Source organism: Hyalangium minutum (assembly GCF_000737315.1).
Classification (GTDB): domain Bacteria; phylum Myxococcota; class Myxococcia; order Myxococcales; family Myxococcaceae; genus Hyalangium; species Hyalangium minutum.
Map to the genome: position 1 here is coordinate 193,093 of NZ_JMCB01000020.1, position 17,645 is coordinate 210,737.

15 protein-coding genes are annotated in these 17,645 nt (G+C 67.7%); 6 read left to right on the forward strand and 9 right to left on the reverse strand.

The window, feature by feature from the left end; all coding sequences use genetic code 11:
- Window positions 1–47 precede the first annotated feature (47 nt).
- Complete coding sequence (locus tag DB31_RS37205) at window positions 48–242, reverse strand: hypothetical protein (protein ID WP_044197074.1); 195 nt, start codon at window positions 240–242, stop codon at window positions 48–50.
- Window positions 243–449: 207 nt separating this feature from the next.
- Between DB31_RS37205 and DB31_RS37210 the strand changes: the two genes are divergently transcribed.
- Window positions 450–1,517 carry a serine/threonine-protein kinase gene (locus DB31_RS37210; protein WP_240487097.1) on the forward strand — a complete coding sequence of 356 codons (1,068 nt, stop codon included), beginning with the start codon at window positions 450–452 and terminating at the stop codon, window positions 1,515–1,517.
- A 5-nt stretch (window positions 1,518–1,522) separates the two neighbouring features.
- On the opposite strand, the gene mltG is transcribed toward DB31_RS37210, so the two are convergent.
- Window positions 1,523–2,539 (reverse strand): endolytic transglycosylase MltG, encoded by a 1,017-nt coding sequence (gene mltG / locus DB31_RS37215; RefSeq protein ID WP_044197076.1) that lies wholly within the window; start codon window positions 2,537–2,539, stop codon window positions 1,523–1,525.
- 145 nt (window positions 2,540–2,684) lie between these two features.
- On the opposite strand from mltG, the gene truB reads away from it, so the two are divergent.
- Window positions 2,685–3,593 carry a tRNA pseudouridine(55) synthase TruB gene (gene truB, locus DB31_RS37220; protein ID WP_044197079.1) on the forward strand — a complete coding sequence of 303 codons (909 nt, stop codon included), beginning with the start codon at window positions 2,685–2,687 and terminating at the stop codon, window positions 3,591–3,593.
- 8 nt (window positions 3,594–3,601) lie between these two features.
- Here the strand turns inward: truB and queF are convergent, their stop codons facing one another.
- Window positions 3,602–3,964, reverse strand: coding sequence for a preQ(1) synthase (queF, locus tag DB31_RS37225; RefSeq protein WP_044197081.1), 363 nt, complete (start codon window positions 3,962–3,964; stop codon window positions 3,602–3,604).
- A 211-nt stretch (window positions 3,965–4,175) separates the two neighbouring features.
- On the opposite strand from queF, the gene DB31_RS37230 reads away from it, so the two are divergent.
- Window positions 4,176–6,071: an ATP-binding protein gene (locus DB31_RS37230; RefSeq protein WP_044197083.1), complete on the forward strand. Its 1,896-nt coding sequence runs from the start codon at window positions 4,176–4,178 to the stop codon at window positions 6,069–6,071.
- Between the two features lie 1,353 nt (window positions 6,072–7,424).
- Here the strand turns inward: DB31_RS37230 and DB31_RS37235 are convergent.
- The 3 genes from DB31_RS37235 to DB31_RS37245 form a co-directional block, all read right to left on the reverse strand.
- Window positions 7,425–8,171, reverse strand: a complete 747-nt coding sequence (locus DB31_RS37235; protein WP_044197086.1) for a carbohydrate deacetylase — start codon at window positions 8,169–8,171, stop codon at window positions 7,425–7,427.
- A 7-nt stretch (window positions 8,172–8,178) separates the two neighbouring features.
- The gene (locus DB31_RS37240; protein ID WP_044197088.1) at window positions 8,179–9,192 is read right to left on the reverse strand and encodes a CE1 family esterase; all 1,014 of its coding nucleotides are present in this window, start codon (window positions 9,190–9,192) and stop codon (window positions 8,179–8,181) included.
- 86 nt (window positions 9,193–9,278) lie between these two features.
- Window positions 9,279–9,581, reverse strand: coding sequence for a hypothetical protein (locus tag DB31_RS37245; protein ID WP_044197090.1), 303 nt, complete (start codon window positions 9,579–9,581; stop codon window positions 9,279–9,281).
- Window positions 9,582–9,737: 156 nt separating this feature from the next.
- On the opposite strand from DB31_RS37245, the gene DB31_RS37250 reads away from it, so the two are divergent.
- Genes DB31_RS37250 through DB31_RS37260 form a run of 3 tightly spaced genes read left to right on the forward strand, consistent with a single transcriptional unit; the run spans window position 9,738 to window position 11,933 of the window.
- Window positions 9,738–10,154, forward strand: a complete 417-nt coding sequence (locus tag DB31_RS37250; RefSeq protein ID WP_044197091.1) for an EamA family transporter — start codon at window positions 9,738–9,740, stop codon at window positions 10,152–10,154.
- Window positions 10,155–10,179: 25 nt separating this feature from the next.
- Window positions 10,180–10,854: a response regulator gene (locus DB31_RS37255; RefSeq protein ID WP_044197094.1), complete on the forward strand. Its 675-nt coding sequence runs from the start codon at window positions 10,180–10,182 to the stop codon at window positions 10,852–10,854.
- Window positions 10,851–11,933 (forward strand): sensor histidine kinase, encoded by a 1,083-nt coding sequence (locus DB31_RS37260; protein WP_157232357.1) that lies wholly within the window; start codon window positions 10,851–10,853, stop codon window positions 11,931–11,933. The genes DB31_RS37255 and DB31_RS37260 overlap by 4 nt, the downstream gene beginning before the upstream one ends.
- On the opposite strand, the gene DB31_RS37265 is transcribed toward DB31_RS37260, so the two are convergent.
- The 3 genes from DB31_RS37265 to DB31_RS37275 form a co-directional block, all read right to left on the reverse strand.
- Window positions 11,902–13,491, reverse strand: coding sequence for a glycosyltransferase family 39 protein (locus tag DB31_RS37265; protein ID WP_052420552.1), 1,590 nt, complete (start codon window positions 13,489–13,491; stop codon window positions 11,902–11,904). The two genes, DB31_RS37260 and DB31_RS37265, sit on opposite strands and share 32 nt — an antisense overlap.
- 134 nt (window positions 13,492–13,625) lie before the next feature.
- Window positions 13,626–16,646, reverse strand: coding sequence for an efflux RND transporter permease subunit (locus tag DB31_RS37270; protein WP_240487099.1), 3,021 nt, complete (start codon window positions 16,644–16,646; stop codon window positions 13,626–13,628).
- 5 nt (window positions 16,647–16,651) lie between these two features.
- The gene (locus DB31_RS37275) at window positions 16,652–17,626 is read right to left on the reverse strand and encodes an efflux RND transporter periplasmic adaptor subunit (protein WP_169787144.1); all 975 of its coding nucleotides are present in this window, start codon (window positions 17,624–17,626) and stop codon (window positions 16,652–16,654) included.
- Window positions 17,627–17,645 lie beyond the last annotated feature (19 nt).

Consider the following 17,645-nt stretch of genomic DNA (forward strand, 5'->3'; position numbering starts at 1 on the left):
GGTGTTGTTCTTGGAACTTTTTTCCACGGACAGAACGAGCGAGCGCGTCAGCTGTCGTGCTTGCGCGCGCCCTTACCCTGGCCCTTGTGGCGGCACTGGTCGCCATCCCAGTACTGGCTCGGGTGGCAGGACTTCTGAGCCTTGGCCGGCTTCACGACGGTCGTCCGGTCCCGGACCACGATGCAGCCTGGGAGCGAGAGCGAGAACAGCGCGACGACAGGCAGGAACAGTCGAAGGTTCATGGCGCGCAGCCTACCGGGAGTCGGCCCCAATGTGAGGGGCTGCTCGCTTCTCCGGCAGGAAGGCTTGCGCGGCTGTCGACGGTCCGCGAACAACTCGCTACCGTGCGGGCCGTGGCTGCCACGGACAGGGACAAGTTGGAGAAGGCGCCGACCAAGCATCGGAAGATCGGCGCGTACCGCGTACTCGGGGAACTGGGTCGCGGAGGCATGGCCCAGGTGTACAAGGGCCTCCACGAGACCATCCAGCGCGAGGTGGCCATCAAGGAACTGCTCCCGGACGCCCAGAAGGACAAGGAGTCCTTGTCCCGCTTCCACCGCGAGGCGCTCGCTCTGGCTGCCTTCCGGCACCAGAACATCGTCACGCTCTATGACCTGGTGGAGAAGAACGACTCGCTCTTCATGGTCATGGAGTACGTGGATGGGCCCACGCTCCAGGATCTCATCAAGGACGGGTATCTTCCTCCAGATGTTGCCGCCGTCGTCGGCGCGCGCATCGCCAGCGCGCTGGACCACGCGCACTTCCGCCACATCATCCACCGCGACCTGAAGCCCGGGAACGTCATGCTCACCAAGACCGGTGAGGTGAAGCTGATGGACTTCGGCATCGCCAAGGACGTGGACCTGGTGGCGCTCACCCAGCAGGGCATGGCGGTGGGCACGCCGGCTTATATGTCTCCGGAGCAGGTGACGGGCGTGCAGCTGGATCCGCGCACGGACATCTTCTCGCTCGGCGTGTTGCTCTACGAGGCGCTCACCGGCACGCGTCCCTTCCAGGGCAGGACGGCCGGAGAGATCTTCGCGAAGATCCGCGACGGAAAGTACACGCCGCTGGCCAAGGCGGCGCCCCACGTGCCCGCGCCGCTGGCCAACGTGGTGAAGCGGGCGCTCGAGGTGAGTCCGGAGAAGCGCTTCCCGGACGCGGCGGCCATGCGGCGCGAGCTGGACCTGTTCCTCGCGCACGTGGTGAAGGTGTCCCACCCGGCGCTGCTGATGGGCTTCCTGCACCAGCGGCAGAAGCTCACGGAGACGGAGGCCCTGGCGCACCTGACGCACGCGGAGCTGGGCGTGCTCAAGGAGAACGCAGCCGAGCAGCGCTACCGGATGCCCACCGGCAAGCTCAAGTGGGTGGCCGCCGTGGTGCTGCTCAGCCTGGCCACCGCCACGGGTGTCTACCTCACCCAGGACAAGTGGGCGCCCGTGGTGGAGAAGAAGGTCGCGGACCAACCCGCTCCCGCGTCTCCGCCCGCGCCCACCCGCTCTCCGGGGAAGAAGTAGGAGGCTCAGTACACGTTGTACTTCACGCGCAGCGCCTCATGCTCCTCGGCGTTGCGCGAGGGGTGCAGCTTCTTCTCCGCGTCGTGCAGGTAGTACCAGTAGTCGCTCGGCGTGGGCCGCAGCGCCGCGACGAGCGAGTCCACCGTCGGCGCGCCGATGGGGCTCGGCGGCAGGCCTGCGCGCGTGCGGGTGTTGTACTCGTCCGTGTTGTCGCGCAGCTTCTTGAGGAACTCCTTGCGGTCGTTCCAGTCCGCCAGCTCGTAGCGGCTCGTGGCGTCCACACCGAGCGGGAAGTTCTTGTCGATCCGCTTCCACAGGATGCCCGCCACCAGCGGGCGCTGCTCGGGCTTGGGCTCCTCGCGCTCGAGCATGGAGGCCATCACGACGAGGTCGTGCAGGCTGCGCTTGCCCTTGGAAATCTCGCCCTTGTGCCCGTCGTAGAAGCGCGCGCCGAAGGTGTCGAGCTGCCGCTGGATGAAGGCCTCCACGTTGAAGCCCTCCGGCACCACGGCGTAGGTCTCCGGGTAGAGGTAGCCCTCGAGGCTGCGCGTGGGCAGCGGGAAGGAGGCCTTGAAGCGCTCGGGACGCTTGGCGGCGGCGATGTACTCGCCCGGCTTGATGAGCCCCTTGGCGGCCAGGGCCTCGTCCGTGTCTCGCAGGCGCCAGCCTTCAATCATCACGAAGGGCACGTCCTCGGGGAGCGGCGGGCCCTCGAGCGTCTTCGCCAACTCGGCAATGGACATGGAGGCGCTGAGCTTGAAGCGGCCGGCCTTCAGCGCGAGCCCACCGCGACGCCACAGGTGGAAGCGCCACAGCCGCGCGTCGTCGATGAGCCCTTCGGACTGGAGCTCCGGGCCGAGCGCCCGCGCCGTCGTGCCCTTCTTCACGGCGAACGTCACCTCGGGCGCGCCCGGGGCGGCCTTCGGCGTCGTCGTGCCCTTCTCCGCCCACATGAAGACACCGCCGCCGGCGGCGCCGGCCAGCACGGCGAGGACCAGGACCCCAATGAGCAACTTCTTCATGCGATGAAAGCTACCAAAGCTTCGCCGCACTGGGGCGGAAGGAAGCAGGGTCCGGTCGCACAGTGAGCAGCCATGCCGTCAGGGGGATGGCCTTGTGTCACAGGAGCAGCAAAAGGACTGTGAAGTGCGGGAGGGGGTTGGGAGGATGGCGCGCGTGCTGACGCCCGGCATCTATCTGGCCCACAAGCCCGTAGGCGAGACGAGCTTCTCGGTGGTGCGCGCCTTCATGGAGGAGCTCCAGGCGGCGCGTCCCGGCAAGCGCGTCCCCGTCTGCCACGGGGGCACGCTGGACCCGTTCGCCGAGGGACTCCTGCTGCTGCTCGTGGGGCAGGCCACGCGGCTGATGGACCTGCACCACGCCATCCCCAAGCGCTACGTGGCGGAGGTCCGCTGGGGCGTGGAGACGGACAACGGCGATCTGCTCGGGCGCGTGGTCCATCAGGGCGATGCCTCGCACCTCACCCCGGAGGCGCTGGATGCGGCGCTCGCGCCCTTCCAGGGCTGGCACGACCAGGTGCCTCCGGCCACCAGCGCCAAGAAGGTGGACGGAGAGCCGGCCTACCGGAAAGCCCACCGGGGCGAGGAGGTGGTGTTGCCGCCCTCGCGCGTGTACCTCCACGAGGCGCGCTGGCTCGCGCATGACTTGCCGCGCTCCAGCCGCTTGGAGCTGACGTGCCGCGGCGGCTTCTACGTGCGCTCGCTGGCGAGAGAGCTGGGACGGGCGCTCGGCTGTGGCGCGCACCTGTCCCGGCTGCACCGCACGGCCATTGGCCCGTGGGAGGACCCAGGCCCCGGCAAGCGCACGGAGCTGCATGGGCGCGAGCTATTGTCCTGGTGCGCCACCCGTGAGCTCTCGGATGCGGAGCTGGGCGACCTGCGGCGAGAGAGGCCCGTGCCTCGAGGCCGGCTCCTCCCGCCCTCCTGGAGGCTGCCTCCAGGGTTTCCTGATCCCGAGGCCCCTGTGCGCGGCTTCCACCAGGGGCGCTTGGTGATGCTGCTGCGCGCCAGGGACGGGCTGCTCGAGGCCGTCTCGGAGCTGCGCGGCGGGCTCTAGCGGGCGCTTTAGCCCTTCTTCTTCTCGTGCGTCACGGTGATGACGGTGCCGATGCCGCCGCGCACGAAGAAGTCACCCTCCACCACGAGCTTGCGCGGCTGGATGGCCTTGATGATGTCGTCCGCGATGGTGTTGGTCACCTTCTCGTGGAACGCGCCCTCGTTGCGGTAGGCCCACATGTAGAGCTTCAGGCTCTTCAGCTCCACGCACAGCTCGTCCGGCACGTAGCGGATCTTGAACCGCGCGAAGTCAGGCTGCCCGGTCAGTGGGCACAGGCACGTGAACTCCGGGACGTCGAACGCGATCTCGTAGTCCCGCTCGGCGGCCGGGTTGGGGAAGGTCTTCAGTTCCTTGGAAGGCTGTGTGGACATGGCGGCCTGTCGTCTAACACACAGAACGCCACTTGCATGGGTTCCGCGCAAAATGCTCGCCCGTCCGGCAGGCAGCCGCAGGTGTTGAAACCCGGAGAGATCGGCGCGTAACAGTGTCGCCCCGCTAACGGCCAGTCCGTCCGATCCTCCGGAATTGCCGGGGGGTGGCTTGTCGCTCCCCGGAGGGCCCCCTTATCTCGGTGCTGGCCCCATGCTGCCTCCTGACTTCGAGAATGTGCTCGCACATCTTCCCCAGGCCACGCTGCGCGTGGGGCCGGATCTCAAAGTCCAATGGCTCGAGGCGGACTTCGCCCGAAAAGTAGGTGTGGCTCCTACCGTGGAGCGAGGTCTGCTCGAAATCCTGGAGTACGGCCGGAGCCGGGATGCGCTGGAGCGCGCCGTGCGCGAGGGCCGCGAGCACGAGGGCCACGTCATCACCAGCACGATGCGTCAGGTGCGCGTGCAGGTGCGGCGGCCGCAGGACGGCGAGCCGCCTGGGGCGTGGATTCTCTTCGAGCCCTCGGGGCTGGACGACGAGGGCGCTTTCTCGCAGGTGGTGCAGGACATCGCGCGCGCGGTGGGCGAGACGCTGGAGGTGGACAGCGTGTGCTCCGCGGCGGTGACGGCCCTGGTGCGCTGTGCCCGGGTGCGGCGTGCGGAGGTGTTCCTCTGCGAGGCCGAGGGCCAGGGGACGCTGCGCCGCGCCGCGGTGTCGGACCTGGCCGAAAGTGAGTCTCCCGAGGACGCGTTTGATCCGACGGCGGATCCCTTCGTCCAGGCGCTGGGCACCCGCCGGGCGCAGATTGGCATCCAGCGTGGCTATGGCGACTCGATGGGCTCCATCTTCGCCGCGGTGCCGCTGTGCGCGCCCAAGCGCACGGTGGGGTTGTTGCTGCTGTACAAGGAGCAGGGCGCCTCGTTCTCCGCCAAGGAGCTGGACTTGTGGACGGCGGCGGCCGGCCAGCTTGCGGTGGCGGTGGAGAACGCGCGGCTCTTGAGGGAGGCGCAGGCGGCGCTGCGGGTGCGCGAGGAGTTCATGTCCATCGCCTCGCACGAGCTGAAGACGCCGCTCACGCCGCTCAAGCTGAGCCTCTTCACGATGGAGCGCCGGCTGGCCACGGGGCAGGCGGTGGAGCTCTCCAGCATTTTCAAGTCCAAGCGGCAGGTGGACCGGCTGGTGGGGCTGGTGGATGACCTGCTGGACGCCTCGCGGCTGGAGCTGGGCAAGCTGGAGGTGAAGCGCGCGCCGCTGGAGATGGGGCAACTGGTGGCGGAGGTGGTGGATCAGTTCCGCCAGGCCTTCGACCGGCCCTTCATGGTGGACGTGCCGCGCCAGCGCGTCTGGGTGCAGGGCGATCGGAACCGGCTGGAGCAGGTGATGGTGAACCTGCTGGAGAACGCGCACAAGTACAGCAACGCGGGCGAGCTCATCAACGTGGAGGTGGAGGAGGCAGGCGACGAGGTCCGGATCCACGTGAAGGATCGCGGCATCGGCATTCCGGGGGCGGATCAGGCGCAGGTGTTCCAGCGCTTCTACAAGGCGCGCAACGTCTCGCACCGCAACTTCGGAGGGCTGGGGCTGGGGCTCTTCATCAGCCACTCCATCTGCAATCTGCACGGCGGCAACCTGACGCTGTCGAGTGCGGAGGGACAGGGTTCCACCTTCACGGTGACGATGCCGCGCATGTCGCAGCGCGAGGTGCGGGAGCTGCCGCCGCGGGTGCTGCTGCTGGACGAAGATAAGGAGCACGAGGCCGAGGCCGAGCGCGTGCTGCGCTCCGAGGGCTTCGAGGTGCTCACGGTGCGCACAGGAGACGAGGCGCTGCGCAACGCGGCGGCGCTGCCGGTGGACATCATCCTGCTGTCGGCGACGGCGTCACAGCAGGAAGTGGGCATCTTCCTGGAGACGTTCGCCACGCTGCCACGGGCCCGGCCGGTGCCGATTCTGCTGGCGGGAGCGCGGCGGCCGGCCTGGGCGTGGGAGGGCACGGTGCTGTGCTCGAGGCCCTACCGCGCGGACGAGCTGATCGCCCGGGTGCGCAACACGCTGGCGCTGACGCCCGAGCCGGGCTGGCCCGTGGCGGAAGAGGCTACCGTCCGGATGTGAGGACGCCGAAGCCCGTGGGGGTGATGCCCGCGCGGGCCAGCGCCTCGGAAGAGGCCGCCCACGCAGCGCCAGGATTGCGGCACCTTTTCGCCTACCTGTAGCATGGGGCTTGAATGAACGCCCTGGTTCGCGAGGGTTGTCGCTCGGGTACGTCCTGCGGACCCGTGTCCGCATGCTGGATGTGGCCCACTGCCACGGGGGCATTGGCGCTTGGTTTTTCTCTTGTGACGGGGTGTGTTGCTCAGCAGCCTCATGAGCATGTGGGACCCCTGATGCGGACGGATTGCCCTTCCTCGCTGGATATCCCCTCTGTCGAGGAGTGCCGTGAGGCGGCTTGGGGCATCAGTGATGAACTGTTGAGGATCTGTGTGCAGGGGCAGTGCGGCAGTATTCAGGTCAAGTGCAGCGAGCGAGCCCGCCTGCAATGCAAGGCAGACAATCGAATCTATGGATTTACCATGCTCGCTTATACGCCCACGCCCAACTACTACGGGACGTTGAATTATTTCTTTCCAGTTGGGGAAACATATTGGTGTGAAGAGCCGCTTTCCCACGAGTGCATCGTCAAGGCGCTGATTCACGAACTGGCTCATTCTTGTGGGTGGGAGCACCGAGGTGGGCGGAACGTGCCAGGGAACGATCCACCCCGTGAGTCCATCCCTGAATGCAGGCCGGGGTAGAGGCGATGCTCCGGGCTCACAGCCATCGAGAATGGCTCATCCTCGCGCCGCTGATTTTGCTTCTAGCGGGGGCGTGTAAGGCATTCGGTCCTTTTGGGGAGCAAAAGACGGCGGGCGCTGAGAAGGGGCGGGCCGCGGTTCCTTGTGACGTCGCCGGAGGCCAAGAGCGCTCTCCTGTCAAACTGGAGATGCAGGACGTGCAGTATGACGGGGCGTGGCTTTCGGGGAGATTGCTCATCAGCCCCGGGGCCGAGAGCGTCAGTCTGGATAAGAGGCTGCTTCCGTATCACAGTGTCTACATTCATTCCGTTTCGGACTGCGGCACGGGGCGGCCCGTAAAATACATCGAGTGGAATGGAGTGCCGCCTCCTGCTCGCGAGGCGGATCTCCTGACCCTGGAGTGTGGCTATTGGTATGGAGCGATGGTGCGTTTCCACGTGTTCGTGGATTGGGTCTCAGGGCCAGGACCCGAGTGCATCAACGCGGAGCTCACGATCTTTTCGTCAGAAGGGCGGCCTCTGGGGCACCTGCCGGTTCGTGCCGAACGGGCTTCGACGAGCCCAGTGGATGGTGGCTCGTCGGGAGAGATACCTCCCGCCCCAGATGCAGGCCCATGGCAATAGGGCAAGAGCTGTAGGGGACGCAGCGCTCGACGGTCCCGTGGCGGAAGAGGCTACCGTCCGGATGTGAGGACGCCGAAGCCCGTGGGGGTGATGCCCGCGCGGGCCAGCGCCTCTCGGGCCTTGGGGTGGACGAAGGTGGACAGCTCCACCTCGCGTTGAGCCGAGTAGCCGCTCTTCACAGCCTCAGGGGTGTAGCCGGGGTGGCACATCAGTTCGATGACGCCCGAGACGGGAAGAGTGGCCATGGCGGACTCGAAGCGCTCCAACGTCCAGTAGGCCTCCGCGCCCGCGTCTCCAATGAAGTGCGCGTTGGTGGCGACGCCCTGGGCCTGGAGCTCGCGACGCATGGGCTCGTTGATGGAGCGCACGGGCAGGCCCTGCTCGCGGGCCACCTGGGCGAGCCCCGCGAGCACGTTCGGGTGGAGGTGCAGGTGCTTGTGCACGTCCACGTGGGTGGCGGGGCGGCCCAGCATCGAGGCCAGCCGCTCCAACTGGGCGCGCACTTCGTGCACCACCGCTTCCGTGGGGAGTGTGGCGGCGCGGGGCTCGGCGAAGGCACCCTTCTCCAGGAACTCTCGAGGGAAGCCGGGCCACACGGGCTCGCCCCGGGCCAGGTTGAGGTGCAGTCCGATGTGGAGCCCGTGAGCCTCGCGCGCGGCGGCCTCGGAGTAGGGCGTGTTCACCATGAAGGTGGCCGACGACACGACGCCCTCGCGCATCGAGCGGAGGATGCCGCGGGTGACGGCCGGGTCATACCCGAGGTCATCGGCGTTGATGATGAGGGCGCGGGTGTTCATGGGGCTCTCAGGGGCGAGGGTGGGCCTCGAAGAAGCGCCACATCTCTCGCGTGGCGTCCAGATCCTTCGTGGTGTAGCCGTACTCAGGGGGCATGAGGCCGCCGGGCCAGGTGTGGCCTCCGTTCAGGACAGTGCAGAGCGTGGCGGGGGCAGTGCAGCCGGAGTGCGTGCGGCAGGTGCTGTCGCCCACGCTGTAGGTCTGCTGGAGCGGGCCGGTGCAGTCGTTGCGCTCAGCCCACTTAACCACCGTGTTGGGCGCGGAGGGGTAAGGACGGCCGAAGGGAATGACGCCTCCGTCATAGGAGATGGTGGGATCGGCGGTGCCGTGGAAGTGCATCACTGGCACAGGGCGGGTGGGGTTGCAGGGAAGAACGTTCTCACTGCCTGCCACGGGGGCGATGGCAGCAAAGCGCGCGGCGCGATCGCAGGCCAGCCGGTAGGCGAAGAAGGCGCCATTGGAGAGCCCGGTGGCGTAGGTGCGGCGGGTGTCCACGCAGACGCGCTTGTCGAGGTCCGCGAAGAGCTTCTCCACGAAATCCACGTCGTTCACGCCGTAGATCTGCGCGGGGCCGCAGCAGCCGCCCGCGTTCCAGCTGCGAGTGTCTTCGGTGCCACCGTCCTGGCGCAGCGCCTCGGGGAAGTTCACACCGAAGGGGTAGACGGCGATGAAGCCCTTCTCATCCGCGACCTGGGAGATGCGGCTGAGGGCCTCCTGCTCCAGGGCATCCGAGGAGAACCCATGGAAGGCCACCACGACGGGCGTGGGGCTCGTCGCCACATAGGTGGGAGGGATGTGGATCCGGTAGGTGCGGTCCCGCTCTTCGTGGCGGAGCACGAAGGTATGGGTGCCTGCTCCCAGAGTGAGCCCGGAGCAGGCGGTGCGATCCACGATGGGTGGGTAGGGATCCACGGGCGTCACGCCCGCATCCGGAGTGTTGGAAGGAGGATCCTCGGTGCAGCCCGTGGCGCCAGCGAGCAGTACGAGGGCGCCAGCACACACCAGGCGGAAGAGCAGAGGCATGGGTGCGAAGATTTAATCCGAACCGGTCAGGGTTCCCAGGAACCCGTGGTGGCACCTTCTCGGCCTGTTTGAAAAACGGCGCTGAGTCAGGGCTGAGGGGACTCGCATTCCCACTGTAGGTCATCGGCGTTTGCTTGCTCGAAGGGGGTGAGCTGTCCGCAGGGGACTCGCTCCTCGGTGACTCCCGAGCAAGTACCGATCGCGGCGCTCTTCCGGTGCGCGACGATGTGCTCGCCGTTGATGCACTCCCAGAAAGCGATGTCGTGACCCGCCTCCACTCCCGTCTGACACTCGCGATCAGGAGGGGTGTCCAGTGCATCCCGCGGATGGTCGCCGCAGCAGGCTTGGAGCGCGAGCAGCAGTGGAGCGAGGAGCAGACTGTGGGACACGCGGCTTCCCAGAGCAGTTCGAGCGTTGGCCATGCGCCCGAGGTTAGCACCTCGCGGTGAGGCTCCGTGAGAGCCCTTCGAGGCGCAGCTTCCTCGTGCAGGTGCCGTCCCGCTAGGATTCGGGCAGGCCTCGCCTGCCTCTCAGGAGCGCTCCATATGACTTGGGTGACCTATGCGTTGCTCTCGGCCGGCTTTGCGGCGGCTACGGCAATCCTTGCCAAGGTGGGAGTGGAAGGCGTGCCTTCGAACCTCGCCACGGCCATCCGGACAGGGGTGGTGCTCGTGTTCTCCTGGGGCATTGTGCTTACTCGCCGAGAGCATGAGGCGTTGCCCGCCCTCAGCCACAAGACGGTGCTCTTCCTGGTGCTCTCCGGTGTGGCCACCGGCCTGTCCTGGCTCGCCTATTTCCGTGCGCTCCAGCTCGGGCCGGCCTCACGGGTGGCGCCCATCGACAAGCTCAGTCTCGCGATGACCCTGGTGCTCGCCGTGGTGGTGCTGAAAGAGCCCCTGTCGTGGAAGCTAGCGCTCGGTGTCGCCCTCATGGTGGCCGGGGCGCTGCTGACCCTGAAGTGAAGGGGAGAATGCTAGGGTTCCGAGCGTGTCCATCTTGATCGTCGAAGATGAGCTGCGGGTCAGGGCCTTCATTGCTCGAGGCCTCACGGAAGAGGGCTTCCGCATCCGCGAGTCCGTGGACGGGTTGCAGGCCCAGGAGCTGCTGCGTCACGAGCGCTTCGATCTCATCTTGCTCGATTGGATGCTCCCGGGACTTCCTGGGCTGGACCTGCTCCAAGCGCTGCGGGGACGGCGGGACACGACCCCAGTCCTCATGCTCACGGCCCGGGACGCAGTCGCGGAGCGAATCGCAGCCCTCAATGCCGGCGCGGACGACTACCTCGTCAAGCCCTTCGCCTTCGAGGAGCTGCTCGCGCGCATCCGGGCCATCCTCCGCCGCGTCTCCAACCGGGCCAGTCCCATCCTCAGCCATGCGGATCTCACGCTCGATCCGGTCTCGCGAAAGGTGGTGAGAGCGGGAGTGGAGATCTCGCTGACCGCGCGTGAGTACGCGCTGCTTCAATTCCTCCTGGAGCACGCGGGAGAGGTCGTCTCCCGGACGCGGATCGTCCAGGCCGTGTGGGACCACGACTTCGAGACCTTCTCGAATGTGGTGGAGGTGTACATCCGTTATCTCCGCGCCAAGGTAGACGATCCCTTTGGCGTCAAACTCATTCATACCGTGCGCGGCGTGGGCTATGTCCTGCGGAGCGGTGCGTGAGGGGTCCCAAGACGCTGAGTGCCCGGTTGACGCTCTTCTTCGCCGGGGCTGTTCTGGGCACCATCCTTCTTCATGGCGGGTTGGTGGCCACGGTCCTCATCAGCGTGGAGTGGCTCGAGCGGCGCGCAGCCCCTCCGGGAGCGCCAGAGGATAGCCTTTTCGACGAGCTCGGGCCTGTGCTCGGCGCCCTGGCCTTCACGGCGCCATTCACCGTACTCGGTGCAGCGGCGCTCGGGCGTGCGTTGGCACGGCAAGCCTTGGCTCCCATGCGCGAGGCCAGCACGCGCACCCGCGCCGCACGCGCCTCGGCATTCGACCTGAGCCTTCCTGTCCGGGGCTCTGGAGATGAGTGGGACGAGCTTGCCTCCACGCTCAACGCGCTCCTTTCGGACGCACGCAGTGCATATGAGCGCACCCGCCGCTTTACCTCGGACGCCGCACATGAGCTGCGTACACCTCTGACCATCATCATGGGAGAGACAGAGGTTGTCCTGCGTCGTGAGCGCGCGGCGGAGGAGTATCGCCGCTCGCTGGAGGTCATTCAGGCGGAGAGCCGCGGGCTCTCGGAGCTGGTGGAGGCGCTGCTCACCCTGGCGCGCGCGGATGCCGGCCAGCTCGTGACGGCGGGAGAGGCTGTGGACCTGTATCTGCTCGCCCAGAAAGCCACCCAGCGGGCCGAGCGGCTGCTGGCGGTGCAGGCCCGTACCGTGCAAGTCGAGCTCTCGGGGACCTCCGCGCTGGTTCGCGGTGATCCCGTGCTCTTGGCCCGGGTGCTGGACAACCTCCTGTCCAATGCGCTCCGGCACTGCCAGGGGCGGGTCCGTATCGAAGTCCGTACTGCCGAAGAGGGCGCGCAGGTGAGCGTGGTGGACAACGGTCCCGGCGTCGAGCCCTCCTTCGCGCCACGGCTCTTTCAGCGCTTCGCGCGAGCCGACACCATGCGTGGGCAGGAAGGAACGGGGCTTGGGCTAGCGCTCTCACGCACCCTCATCGAAGCACACGGCGGAGCCCTCACTTACTCTTGCTCTCCGGCGGGCGAGAGTGTCTTCACCGTCTGCCTCCCGGTGCTCCCAGAGTAATTTCGGGTGGGCGCTCAGCGGCTTGCCCCGTGAGATGCCACTGCGAGCAGTACCAAAGGTGGAAGGTCGTCACGGCTCGCTCGCCCCGGTGTACCGTGACGGGAGGGAGTTCTCGTACTGCCCCGCAGTGAGCCGGCAGGCGCGTGGCCGCGTCGCGGAGCGGTTGCCGGGCATCCGCCACGACGATCGCGTCCTGGCCACGGCCCACGCGGTCGATCCAGAAGTCATAGGCAAGCCCCGGACCGCCCAGCGCCGTGTCCGATTGGGTCTCGGGGTGGTCTGGCAGGTAGAAGGCCAGCTCGCTCGCCGTCTTGTAGCTCCAGCCCACCACCAGTGGTTGTGTCCCTTCGGAGCCCGCCTGCTCGCGAAAGCGCTGAACATGGCTGGCCAGTTCGCGCCAGCCGCTCACCAGGTTGTCACGCTCTCGGAACGGAATGAGGGGCCACAGCGGCATCAGGTACATGCCCAAGACGAGCAGGGCGCCAACGCCCATGGAGGCGAGCCCATAGCCCAGCCGCCCACCCCGCTGCCGAGACTCGTACCAACCGGACGCGGCTGCGACCAGAAGGCCGAGATAGGCAGGCGCCACCCAGTTCATCTTCACCCAGTGACAGGGACTCACCACCGTGAAGAGCACAAGCCCCGGCACGCTGGAGAGACACAACAGCCGGGCTCTTGGGTCATCCAAGAGTGAGCGGCGCACAAGGAGCGCCGCCGTGAAGAGGAGCTCCAGGTAGAGGAGCGGTCCCACGGCGACGGCCTGCAACCCGAAGTACCGCCCGGCGAGGTGGGGCTGAAAGCCGGTCACGGACTGGAGCCGGCCTTGCGTCTGGAAGCTGAAGGATGCCCAGGCGTGCTGGGCGTTCCAGATGAAGACGGGAGAGAAGACCGCCAGCGCCAGGACGAGGCCGAGGTAGGGATGAGGGAGGCGGAGGGCGGCGCGGCCGCGAGGAAGCAGCAGCGCCGTCACGAGGATCTGCGGCGGCAGCAAGGCGGCGGTGTACTTCGACAGCATCGCCAGCCCGCAGAGCAGTCCTAGCAGGTACCAGCGGAATCCGGCCCGGCCAGCCCCCGCTCCGTCCGGCAGGACCAGTTCACAGAGCACCCGGAGCGCCGCCGCCCAGAAGAGCACGAGAGGGACGTCGGGGGTCATCACCACAGCGCCCAGCCCCAAGAGCACGGTGGTGTTGGCAGCCAGCGCCGTGAGCGCTCCCACCGCGGGCGAATACAGACGGGCCCCGAGCGAATAGAGCACCCACGTCAGGAGGGCACCCGACACCACCGCGGGCAGGCGAACACCCAGCTCCGTCACGCCGATCAGTCTCACGGACAAGGCAATCAGCCATGCGCTCATCGGCGGATGATCGAAGTACGACAGCTCCAAATGGCGGGAGTACTGCCAATAGTACGCCTCCTGAGGAGCGAGCTCCACCAGGGACGCGTAGAAGAGCCGGAGCACGGCCAGGACACAGCTCGCGAGCAGGACCCAGCGCCCCCACGAGGGAGCGGCGAGGGGTGGAGCCGTGAAGGCCCGCGGAGATGGCCCTGACCGCTTCATTGCGTGCTCCACTTCCAGGCGCTCGAACGTCCGCGCACCGGTCTCAGAGGGACAGCGATGATTGATGCCGGTTGCCAGCCCCTGGCGCCATCTCTCTCCAGGAGCATGAGGGCCTTCTCATCTGATCCTCATGCTCAGGACACCTGCGGCCCGCGCTCGCGCCTGCGGACCAGCACATAAGCGGGGGGGAGTCCCAGCAGCACCACCAGCGTGGAGATGGATAGCCCCCCCAGGACGGTGATGGCGAGCGGGCGCTGCAGCTCCGCGCCCTCGCCCAGCCCGAGCGCCAGAGGAACGAGCCCGAGCAGCGTCGCCAGTGTCGTCATCAGGATGGGGCGCAGGCGCACGGCCGCCGCGCGTTCGACCGCCTCGCGTGCTCCGAACCCTTCCTCACGCTCCTTCTCCGCGTGGTCGAGCAGCAGGATGCCGTTCTTCACGACGAGGCCGACCAACAGGATGGAACCCATCAACGAGGAGACATTGAGCGGCACACCCGTGAGGCGCAGGATCGCCAGCCCCGAGACGAGAGCGACCGGCGCCACCCCCAAGATAAGCAGCGGGAGCACCAGGCTGCGGAAGTGGAACGTCAAGATGAGGAAGACGCCGAACGTGGCGAGCGCGAGAACGAGCAGCAGCCCACGAAAGGACGCTTGTTGGCTGTCGCGCTGCCCCCCTACGCGCAGCTCTACCCCTTCCGGAGGCTTCAGGTCCGCGAGCCGTGCTTGCACGTCCGCCGTCACGCTGCCCAGATCCCGGCTCTCCAGCCGCCCAGTCACGGGGACGAGCGGGCGCAAGTTCTCAGACAGCAGCTCCGCGGGTAGGCACTTCCGCCGGAGCTGGGCCACCTGAGACAACGGAGCCGTGGTGCCGGAGGGCGTCCTCAGCCGGAGCTGTTCGAGGACCTGAGCATCAAGACGATCCTCATCGCGCAGGCGCACCCGTACGTTCACCCACCGGCCGGTGCGGGGAATCGCGCTCACCACCTGCCCGAGCAAGGCCGTGCGGACCTGGGCCGTCACCTCTTGCGCGGTGAGTCCAGCCCGGCCCGCGGATGCGAGCTGGAGCTCCAGGTGGATCTCCGGCGTGCACCCCGAGACGCCATCATAGAGGTCCACCAAGCCGGGGATGTCCTGCAGGCGCTCGGCCACCTGCGGCGCGAAGCTCCGGAGCACGCTGACATCCTCACCCTGGAGCTTGACCTCGATCGGGTCGGGATTTCCCTCCAGATCGGAGAGCACATCCTGCAGCAGCTCGATGAATTCCACCCGGACGCCCGGAGCTACTGACTCCACGCGCGTGCGGGCCTCCTCGATGACTTGCGGTCCGGAGCGAGTACGGCGGTGTTTCAGCTCCACCGTGATGTCCCCCACGTAGGACTCGGTGGCCGCGGGGGGGCCCAGCTCCGCGCCGAGGCGCCTGCTGGTACTTGCGACCTCTGGCAAGGCCGCGACGGCTGCTTCTATCTGCCGCCCGAGCCGGTCCGCTTCGTTGAGCGAGGTGCCGGTGGGCGTGAAGTAATCCACCACGAACGCGCCCTCGTCGAGCTCGGGAAGGAAGCCGGTCCCCACGCCGCTGGCGATCCCAGCGAACAGCACCGTGATTGCTGCCCCCACCGCCACCGTCCGCCACGGCCGTGAGAGCAGCCGTGAGAGCACGCGGTCATAGAGACCTCGAGGAGTCCGCGCATGAGTGGCCTGGGGCAGGAGCAGCCAGCCGCACAGCAGCGGTGTCAGCGTGACTGCCACCGCGAGGGAGATCAGCACCGCAGCTGAGAGCGTGAACGCGAGCGCGGCGAAGAACTGGCCAGAGACGCCCGACAACAGCGACAGCGGCGCGAAGACCACGACCGTGGTGAGCGTGGAGTTGGTCACGGGCCATGCAATCTCCCGAAGGGCGTCGGCCGTCGCAGCCCATCTCTCCATTCCGCTGGTGACACGGCGGTACACGGCCTCAACCACCACGACCGCGTCGTCCACGACGAGCCCAATCGCCACGGCGAGTCCGCCGAGCGACATGAGATTCATCGTTCCCCCCGAGAGCTCCAGGGCGGCACAGGTCATGAGCAGGGTGACGGGGAGCGCGGCCGCCGCGGCGACCATCGCTCGCCAGGATCTCAGGAAGAGTCCCACCACGATGAGCGTGAGGAGTCCTCCCAGCGCCACGGCGTCACGCACGTTCCTCACGGACCGGGCGATGAGACCGGCCTGATCATAGGTGACGAGCACTTCGATGCCTGGAGGCAGCCCCGCCCGTATGCTCTCTAGCTCCGTGCGGATCGCCTGGGCCAGCGCGATGGCGTCAGCCCCGGGCCGCCGTCCGATGTTGACCAGCGCCGCGGGCTTGCCGTTGGCGGAGGTGAGGGACAAGCGATCGGCGCGCCCCTCCTCCACGCGCGCCACGTCCCCCAGCAGGACCGGTGACTCGGGGCTGCCCCCCACCATGATCTGGGAGAGCAAGTCGAGGTCTTCCACCGGTCCCTGGACCACCACCAGCTCTTGCCGGTAGTGGACGTCCAGCCGGCCCACGGGCTCGAGCTTGAGCGCGTCCGCCACCGCGCTGGCCAGCCGGGACATGTCGAGCTGCGCTTGCTCCAGGCGCACGGGATCGACGGTGATCTCCACCTCTCGCGTGTCGCCACCGATGACGTCCACGCGGCCTACGCCCGGCAAGCCCGCCATCCGTGGGCGCAAGGTATAGAGCGCGAAGTCGCGCAGTTGTACGGGCTGCGCCGTGCCTGTTACCGCGAGCGTCTGGATGGGGAAGGACGAAGGGGTCAACCGCTCGGCAGTGAGGGTGACTTCCTGTGGAAGCTCTCCCCGGAGCTCGGCGAGCCGTGCGTTGATGAGGCTCAGCGCCTGGTCCATGTCGGCGCCGGGATCGAACCAGAGCGACACCTCCGACGCAGCCCGGATGGTTCTCGAGCGGACCCGCTGTACGCCCAAGACCGTGGATAGGCCCTCCTCCACGGGGCGTGTCACCGACAGCTGCATCGTCTCCGCGCTGGCGCCGGACAGGGTCGCCGCGACGACGACGCGCGGAAAGGACACCTCTGGATAGAGCCCTCCTGGCAGCGTGACCAGCGAGATGCCGCCGAAGACGCAGAGGGCCACCGCCAGCGCGGCCAGCCCGGGGGCGTGCCGCCGCAGAAACCCCACCAGGCTCAACGCACCACCTCCACTTCGGTCCCTTCGGGCAACGAGTAGCCCCCCTCCACGATGACGCTCTCACCGCCCTTGAGCGGCCCCGTCACCACCGCCTGACCCTCCTCCTCCGAGAGCACCGTGACTGGCAGGAGGTGCACCTTGCCCGCTTCGATCTCCGCTACGCCCAGCCCACCGTCCTCCAGAGGGAGAAGCGCAGTGGAGGGCACCGTCACCGCTCCGCTCTCCTCGCCCGTGATGATGCGAGCCCGGCCGAGGCTGCCGATCCGCAGCTCCGCCGACGGATTGGGAAAGCGGCAGCGAACCAGGACGTTGCCGTTTTGCGCGTTGATGGAGGGTGAGACGCGGAGCACCTCACCGGTAGCCTCATGGCTGACAGCGTCTGGCAGTCCCTCGACGCTCAACGTCGCACGCATGCCAGAGCGGATGCGCGCGGCTTGTGCGGGTGTTACGAACGCGCGGAGTTCCAGTGGGTCGATCTCCGCCACTTGGACGACGGGCTGGCTGGTGCCGTCCACCACCTCTCCTTGCCGGATGAACACGGCCGTCACGACTCCGGCAAAGGGGGCCTTGAACTCGCTGTAGCCCACCTTGCGGCGAGCCAGATCGAGAGCGGCGCGGGCGCGCTGCTCCGCGGCTCGTGCAGCCACCTCGGCGGCGCGAGCCTGCTCTACTTCCTCCCTCGCCGCGACCCCGTGCTCCAAGAGCACCTCGGACCTCGCGCGCTTGGACTCCGCCGCCTGCGTGGCGGCCCTGGCCTCTTGGGCGGTCGCCTCTGCCTGCAGGTACTCGTCGGACACAGGCCCTGTCTCCACCTCTCCGAGCACCTGGCCTGCCCGGACCACATCCCCCTCGGAGACCTGGAGCCTGGCGAGCCTGCCAGGCACGAGAGGCCCCAGCTTGACGTCCCGGCCCGGTGGCGCGGCGAGCACGCCGGTTGCCGTCACGGCCTGTGCGGCGGGGCCCTGTCGCACCAGCCCCTCGCGTACCCGG

Bases quoted from the DNA above. Each gene is read 5' to 3' on its own strand.
- DB31_RS37205 (WP_044197074.1), bottom strand. From the start codon at position 242: ATGAACCTTCGACTGTTCCTGCCTGTCGTCGCGCTGTTCTCGCTCTCG.
- DB31_RS37210 (WP_240487097.1), top strand. From the start codon at position 450: ATGGCCCAGGTGTACAAGGGCCTCCACGAGACCATCCAGCGCGAGGTG.
- mltG (WP_044197076.1), bottom strand. From the start codon at position 2,539: ATGAAGAAGTTGCTCATTGGGGTCCTGGTCCTCGCCGTGCTGGCCGGC.
- truB (WP_044197079.1), top strand. From the start codon at position 2,685: ATGGCGCGCGTGCTGACGCCCGGCATCTATCTGGCCCACAAGCCCGTA.
- queF (WP_044197081.1), bottom strand. From the start codon at position 3,964: ATGTCCACACAGCCTTCCAAGGAACTGAAGACCTTCCCCAACCCGGCC.
- DB31_RS37230 (WP_044197083.1), top strand. From the start codon at position 4,176: ATGCTGCCTCCTGACTTCGAGAATGTGCTCGCACATCTTCCCCAGGCC.
- DB31_RS37235 (WP_044197086.1), bottom strand. From the start codon at position 8,171: ATGAACACCCGCGCCCTCATCATCAACGCCGATGACCTCGGGTATGAC.
- DB31_RS37240 (WP_044197088.1), bottom strand. From the start codon at position 9,192: ATGCCTCTGCTCTTCCGCCTGGTGTGTGCTGGCGCCCTCGTACTGCTC.
- DB31_RS37250 (WP_044197091.1), top strand. From the start codon at position 9,738: ATGACTTGGGTGACCTATGCGTTGCTCTCGGCCGGCTTTGCGGCGGCT.
- DB31_RS37265 (WP_052420552.1), bottom strand. From the start codon at position 13,491: ATGAAGCGGTCAGGGCCATCTCCGCGGGCCTTCACGGCTCCACCCCTC.